The sequence below is a fragment of the Paraburkholderia sp. genome (assembly GCF_024281035.1).
Classification (GTDB): Bacteria; Pseudomonadota; Gammaproteobacteria; order Burkholderiales; family Burkholderiaceae; genus Paraburkholderia.
The window spans coordinates 84933-91690 of the sequence record NZ_JAMXLH010000030.1; the positions used below are offsets into that span (position 1 = coordinate 84933).

Genomic DNA, 6758 nt, shown 5'->3' on the forward strand with positions numbered 1-6758 from the left:
GACTCAGCAGATCGCGGACGTCAGGCCGAAGTCCCGGCCGGCGCCGCAGGGACGGATGTGGAGACATGGATCAGATCGACTGTGTAGTGATCGGCGCAGGCGTCGTCGGGCTGGCGGTGGCGCGCGCGCTCGCGGCGCGCGGGCGCGAGGTGATCGTGCTGGAAGCGGCCGGCGCCATCGGCACCGGCACCAGCTCGCGCAACAGCGAGGTGATTCACGCCGGGCTCTACTACCCGCGCGGCTCGCTGAAAGCCACGCTTTGTGTGCGTGGCCGCGAAATGCTCTACGAGTACTGCGCGGCGCGCCACGTCGAGCACGCGCGCTGCGGCAAGCTGCTCGTCGCCACGGCGCCCAACCAGATCCCGCAGCTCGAAGCGATTCTGGCGCGCGGCAAGGAAAACGGCGTGTTCGACCTCACGCGCATCAGCGGCAGCGAGGCGCTCGCGCTCGAACCGGCGCTCGAATGCATCGCGGCCGTCTATTCGCCGCAGACCGGCATCGTCGACAGCCATCAGCTCATGCTCGCGTTACAGGGCGACGCCGAACGCGACGGCGCGGTGATCGCGCTCCAGTCGCCGGTCGAGTCGATCGATGTGGCGCCGAACGGCTTCGTCGTCCGGGTCGGCGGCGCGTCGCCGACCGAAGTGCGCGCGGCCTGTGTCATCAACAGTGCGGGCCTGCAGGCGACCGCCGTGGCGCGGCGCATTCGCGGCCTCGATGCGCGCCACATCCCGCCGATCTATCTGGCGCGCGGCAACTACTTCGGCGTATCGGGGCGCGTGCCGTTTTCGCGCCTCATCTATCCGATGCCGAACGAGGCCGGGCTGGGCGTTCACCTCACGCTCGACATGGGCGGCCAGGCGCGCTTCGGTCCGGACGTCGAGTGGATCGATGCCATCGACTACAACGTCAATCCGCAACGCGCCAATACGTTCTACGCGCAAATCCGCCACTACTGGCCCGCGTTGCCCGACGGCGCGCTGCAGCCGGCTTACGCCGGCATCCGGCCGAAGCTCTCGGGCCCGGGCGAAGCCGCTGCCGACTTCATGATCCAGGGGGCCGCCGCGCACGGCGTGCGCGGGCTCGTGAACCTGTTCGGGATCGAGTCGCCGGGGCTCACGGCGTCGCTGGCGATTGCCCAGCGCGTGTGCGAACTGGCCGACGCGCGCTGAGCGGACCCCGCGAGGTTGAACTCGCGGGGCTGGGCGCGCCAGGTTGAGTGCGGCGCGTTTAGTGCGCGGTATTTACCGCGCCGTGCTTACCACGAATGCCCGAGGCCGCCGTTGATCATCAGGCGCGAGCCGTTCACCGTGCCCGCGCCCAGTTTGACGACGGTGTTTTGGGCAATCCGCACGCTGCCGCCGATTGCAACGGCCGTATAGCCGCCGTAGTTTCCGAAGCCGACACTGGCCGACACGACCTTGCCCGGATCGACCTGTGGCATCCCCGCGAGCGCACCTGCGATTGCAATGCCGGAGTACGCGGTACGCGCGAGGTGATTCACGCCTTGCTGCATGGAGTCCAGCCGCTGGTCGGTATATCGGTTCACCGTTTCGGTTGCTGACGTGAGCTGGCGTACGTTGACTGCGTCTGTCGCCTCCGTGCCGTCCGCGACATTGACGACCTGACGCTGCTGATCCGTGCTGCCGACGGACACCACGTTCGAGCGGCCGCCGTCGTTGGAGTTGGCGCCGAGCGCCACCGAGTTCGAGCCGGCCGTGACGGCCGGCTTGTCGTTGGTTGTGCCGTTCATGTCGGACGCGATGCCGTTGGCGTTGACGACTGTCGTGTTGTTGATGGTCGTCGACAGCGAGTTCAGCGTGTTGTTGATGTTCGCCACGCCCGTCGACAGCGACGCCACGTTGTCGTTCGTCACGCTCAGGCCAGTGGAGAGCGAGCTGAGGCCCGCCGAGCTTGTCGTCGACAGCGAGTCCATGTTGCTGTTCGTCGAACTCAGGCCGGTCGACAGCGAGGCCACGTTGCTGTTCGTGTCGCTCAGACTGCTCGACAGCGACGACATGTTCGACGCAAGCGATGTCGACAGGCTGTTGAGAGCCTGGTTCGTCGCGTTGAGCTGGCTGCCGTTGGTCGCGTCCGTGCTGGTGGCCGAGACACGGCCGGCTGCGACGTTCGTGATCTGGCGTTCCAGCCCTGCCGCGCCGACGCTGAAGACGCCCACCGGCGCGATGCCGGAGACCGCATACGAGGCGCCGCCGACCGTGATGGCCGGCACTGCGACGGCGTTGCCCGTGGTCGAGTTTGCGCCCATTGCAATCGAGTTCGCGACGTTGGCCTGTGCGTTCGTGCCGAAGGCGAGCGCGTCGGTCGCCGTGGCACTGGCGCCCGCGCCGTAGGCCTGTGCGCCGATGGCGCTTGCGATGGCCTGGTTGCCGAGCGCGATCGTGTTGTCCTGGGTCGCCTGGTTCGCGTTGCCGATCGCCAGTGCGCCGGTGCCCGTCGCCGTGTTGTCCGCGCCCATCGCCACCGCGCCGGTGCCTGTCGCGACGTTCGGGTCGCCGATTGCGACCGCGCCGTTGCCGCTTGCCGTGTTACCGGCGCCGAGCGACACGGCCTGGCCGCCCGACGCCGATGCGTTCTGGCCGATGGCAACCGCGCCATCCGACTCGGCGTTCGAGCCATCGCCGACCGCGACGCTGCTCGTGCCTGCCGATTTGGCGTTGACGCCTACTGCGAGAGAGTTGATGCCCGTTGCACCGCTGCCGTCGTGGTTGTCCTGCCGCGTGCCGTTGTCGTTCACGCTGTGATAGCGCGTCTGCGCATCGTTGATGGCGTTCGTGGTCGACGTGGACAGCGACAGGATCAGGTCGGCGGTCGTGCTGAGGCCCGTGGACAGCGAAACCATGCCGGTCGAGGTCGCGGTCGACAGCGACGTGAGCGAACTATCGGTCGAGCTCAAGCTGGTGAACAGCAAACCGATCGAGCTGTTGGCCGTCGAGAGGCTGTTCGAGGTTGTCGTTGAAAGTGCTGCGAGCGAACTGTCGGTCGAACTCAAACTGTTGGACAGCGCACCGATCGAGCTGTTGGCCGTCGAGAGGCTGTTCAAGGTTGTCGTTGAAAGTGCTGCGAGCGAACTGTCGGTCGAACTCAAGCTGTTGGACAGCACACCGATCGAGCTGTTGGCCGACGTGAGGCTGTTCAAAGTCGACGTCGACAATGAATTCAATTGCTCCACATTGACGGCGTCGGTAGCTTGCGTACCGGCGGCAACATTGACGATTTTGCGTTGGTTTTTACTCGATCCGACCGAGACGACATTCGCTTCGCCGTCATCGGTCGAACCGTTTCCAAGCACCACGCTGCCCGCTCCGGATGCCGTTGTTTTTACGCCGAGGGCGGTACTTCCACCCGTCGCATTCGCTCGCGTGCCAATCGCAGTATTCGCTTGATCGTTTACTCCAGTCGCGCCTGCAATGGCACCGGTGCCAATTGCAGTGTCGTAATTGGCTGCCGCTACCGCATTTGATCCAATCGCGATGGGGTCTGCGCTATGTCCGCATATGGCCGCGCCCGCCCCATTCCCTGCGATCGCACCCGGGCCATAGGCCAACGGAGTGTCGCATTTTATGTTGGGAGAAATACTGCCGCCGTCCAGGGCGCCAGCCAGTGCCCCGCCTGAACCACACAAGCCGAGAATGATCGGAACGATGACGGTAGAGGTGGCTTTTTTGCCGCGGGCGCGAGCATTTTCCGGGACAGCAATCCAGGAACCCAATGCTTCACTAAATATCGAGTGGTAAATCCTGTTCATTTCTGTATTGAGAGATCGTGTTGGTGGTATGAGGGAAAATCGATAAACGAAATAAAACTGTCCGGAAAGCTATGGAATCCGAGGTTTTTTGTTAGCCGCATTTGAAACTCTTGTTCCCGAATAGCCGCCCCGTATTCGCTCAAGTGCCGCTCCGACGCGGCGCTTGCGCAGTCGCTAGCTAAATACATAATTCGAAGTACTGATTAATCGTGCCGTGATACCTGTTTGCGTTACCTGATGCCTCCGATACCGCTGATACCTGATCTGTCCGCGCGCTGGCGATATGACTCTCTGGCTAACGCCGGAGCCATTGCCGTGCGCGGTGCGAGTGTTCGCCAGTCACTGGCGATACGTTTGAACGTCGGCGTGTGCGCTGTGCGGTGTCATCCATGACACCGTCGTCTTGTTAGTGCGCCGTTTCCATCACCCGTTCTTGAGTTCGCCTCTGTCGGGGAAAGGCCGCCATCCTCGTTCAGCGCGGATGTTTCGCATAGGCTCGCCCTGGCCATCCTCCGGGCAGTCGCCGACCTTTCAAAAAGCTTTCGGAGTGTAAACGTTCGCGCGTTTCGTATGCAAGCGGAAAAGTCGCGATCCTCGTTGAATTGGTTGAGATTTATCTGACAATTTCTGCGATCTGGCCCTTGCGACCATGAAGAACTGCTTTGTGGAACGGCAAATCACGAGGTTGTTTGGCGGGGTTGAGGTTGCTATGACAGCCAGGACAGAACCGCGCGTCTGTCGGTCCAGGTTCGGGTCCACGCACTTCGCTTGTCTTGAGGAACGCCTTTGTATCCGACAGCACTTCGTTGCTATGCTTGCGCCGCGCTGTCATAGAACTGCGTATTGCCCCACATATTGGATATTGGAGTGACTCTTTCATGAAATCGTCCCGCCGCAGCTTCCTGATCACGAGCATTGGTGTTGCAACGACCGTCGCGCTGTCGAAGCAGGCTTTCGCTGCTGATGCCACGAAGGTTAGCGAATCCGACGCCATGGCCGTGACGCTTGGCTACAAGACCGACGCGACCAAGGTCGACAAGGCGAAGTTCGCCAAGTACGTCGCTGGCGAGAACTGCCATAACTGCGCGCTGTATCAAGGCAAGGCCACCGACGCATTTGCACCGTGCCCGATGTTTGGCGGCAAGCAGGTTTCGGGTAAGGGCTGGTGCAACGGCTACAACAAGAAGGCCTGAGCGCCGTTTGTTGTAGGTCGACCGCTCCCGCAAATTCGGCGCGGATGCGTCAATCAGACGCGGGACATCGGTCCACGCGCCTGCAGTAAAGGCGGACGCCGGCCAAACCATGGCCGCGCCGCCTCGAGCTGCGCCGCAAGGCGCAGCAGCAATGCATCGTTGCCGTCGCGTGCGGCGAACTGCACGCCTATCGGCAGTCCGCGCGCGCTCCACATCAGCGGCACCGACATCGACGGCTGGCCCGTCAGGTTGAACAACTCGGTACAGCCCGCCCAGGCGAACGCCTTGTTCGACGCTTCTATCAGCATCTTTCGCATCAGGGCCTCCATCGGCATGGCCGTGACCGCGCGCATCTGCAGTCGCTCGGTCTGTGACGGCTTGAGTTCGCCGATCTTTACCGGCGCCGCCGCGAGCGTCGCGCACAGGATCACGTCGTAGCGCGTCATGAGATCGGCCAGTTGCGCCGTGATGTGCCGCTGCACGTCGAGCGCACTGGACAGATTGCGTTGGCCGAACTTGCGGCCGATATGCGCCATCGCCCACGTCGCAACTTCGAAGTCCTGGCGGCGCGGCGCCGTACCGGTCACGTCGTCGGCCTTGAGCACGGACTGCTCCGCCACGACCGACCACAGCATCAGAAACGCGTCGCGCGCGGCGGTGAAATCGACCGGCAGCGCAACCGGCTCCACCCGATGGCCGAGCGAGGCGACGAGCGCGGCCGCATCGTCGACGGCGGCGAGCACCTCGGGCGTGAGCGAAAAGGCGAACATCGGGTCGGTGACGAGCGCGACGTTGAGCGCGAAGTTGCGTGACCCGGCGTGGTCGAACGGCTCGCGAACCGCCGCGAGGAACGTGCCCGGTGCGCCGGGTGCGAGCGCAGGGTCGCCCGCGATGAGGTCGAGCATCAGCGCGCTGTCGCGCACGCTGCGCGAGACGGCCAGATCGACGCCCAGCGCGCCCGGCGGCGGAGCGAGGTTCGAAGGCGGCTGGCGCGAGCGCGACGGTTTGAGACCGAACAGGCCGCAGCACGACGCGGGAATGCGGATCGAGCCGCCGCCGTCCGATGCGTGCGCGAGCGGCACGACGCCCGCGGCGACCGCTGCCGCCGCGCCGCCGCTCGATCCGCCGGGCGTGTGGTCGAGGCTCCACGGGTTGCGGCATGCGCCGAAGAGTTCGGGCTCCGTGTACGGCATCTGGCCCAGTTCCGAGGCGCTCGTCTTGCCGAAGATGTTGAGGCCCGCCGCGCGAAAGCGCGTGACGACCGGGGCGTCCTCGGCGGGCACGTAGTGGCGGTAATGACGGCTGCCGAACGTCATGCGCAGTCCCGCCACCGCCGCGCCGAGATCCTTCACGAGGAACGGCACGCCGGCGAGCGGGCCGTCGGCGAGGGCATCGGTGCCGTTCGCGCCCGCCTCGATCCGCGCTGCGCGGCGGCGGGCCGCGTCGTAGTCCTTGAGCACGATCGCGTTGATCGCGGGATTGGCCGCTTCCGCGTGCGCGATCGCCGTATCGAGCAGTTCGCGCGCGCTCACGTCGCCGCGCTTGACGAGTTCGGCGAGGCCGATGGCGTCATATTCCAGATAGTCGGACTGCAAGGTGCGGCCTCCTGTTACTGGCGAACGGGCGATGCGTGAGCGCCTGGCTACCGGCGAGTGTGTCGGTGAGCGTGACGGCGAAGCCGAAGCCGAAGCCGAAGCCGAAGCCGAAGCCGAAGCCGAAGCCGAAGCCGAAGCCGAAGCCGAAGCCGAAGCCGAAGCCGAAGCCGAAGCCGAAGCAGAAGCCGAAGCCGAAGCCGA

At 64.7% G+C, this 6758-nt stretch carries 4 protein-coding genes; 2 read left to right on the top strand and 2 right to left on the bottom strand.

What is annotated here, in order from left to right; genetic code table 11:
• Positions 1-65: 65 nt before the first annotated feature.
• On the top strand, positions 66-1172 hold the full coding sequence (locus tag Q0L30_RS11180) for an NAD(P)/FAD-dependent oxidoreductase (RefSeq protein ID WP_296654913.1): 1107 nt from the start codon (positions 66-68) through the stop codon (positions 1170-1172).
• Positions 1173-1258: 86 nt separating this feature from the next.
• On the opposite strand, the gene Q0L30_RS11190 is transcribed toward Q0L30_RS11180, so the two are convergent.
• Positions 1259-3769 (bottom strand): ESPR-type extended signal peptide-containing protein, encoded by a 2511-nt coding sequence (locus tag Q0L30_RS11190; protein WP_367277805.1) that lies wholly within the window; start codon positions 3767-3769, stop codon positions 1259-1261.
• An 878-nt stretch (positions 3770-4647) separates the two neighbouring features.
• Here Q0L30_RS11190 and Q0L30_RS11200 point away from each other — a divergent pair.
• The gene (locus Q0L30_RS11200) at positions 4648-4962 is read left to right on the top strand and encodes a high-potential iron-sulfur protein (RefSeq protein WP_296654915.1); all 315 of its coding nucleotides are present in this window, start codon (positions 4648-4650) and stop codon (positions 4960-4962) included.
• A 53-nt stretch (positions 4963-5015) separates the two neighbouring features.
• Here the strand turns inward: Q0L30_RS11200 and Q0L30_RS11205 are convergent, their stop codons facing one another.
• Entirely contained in the window at positions 5016-6557 is a 1542-nt protein-coding gene (locus Q0L30_RS11205) for an amidase (protein ID WP_296654916.1), read from the bottom strand.
• Between the last annotated feature and the right edge of the window lie 201 nt (positions 6558-6758).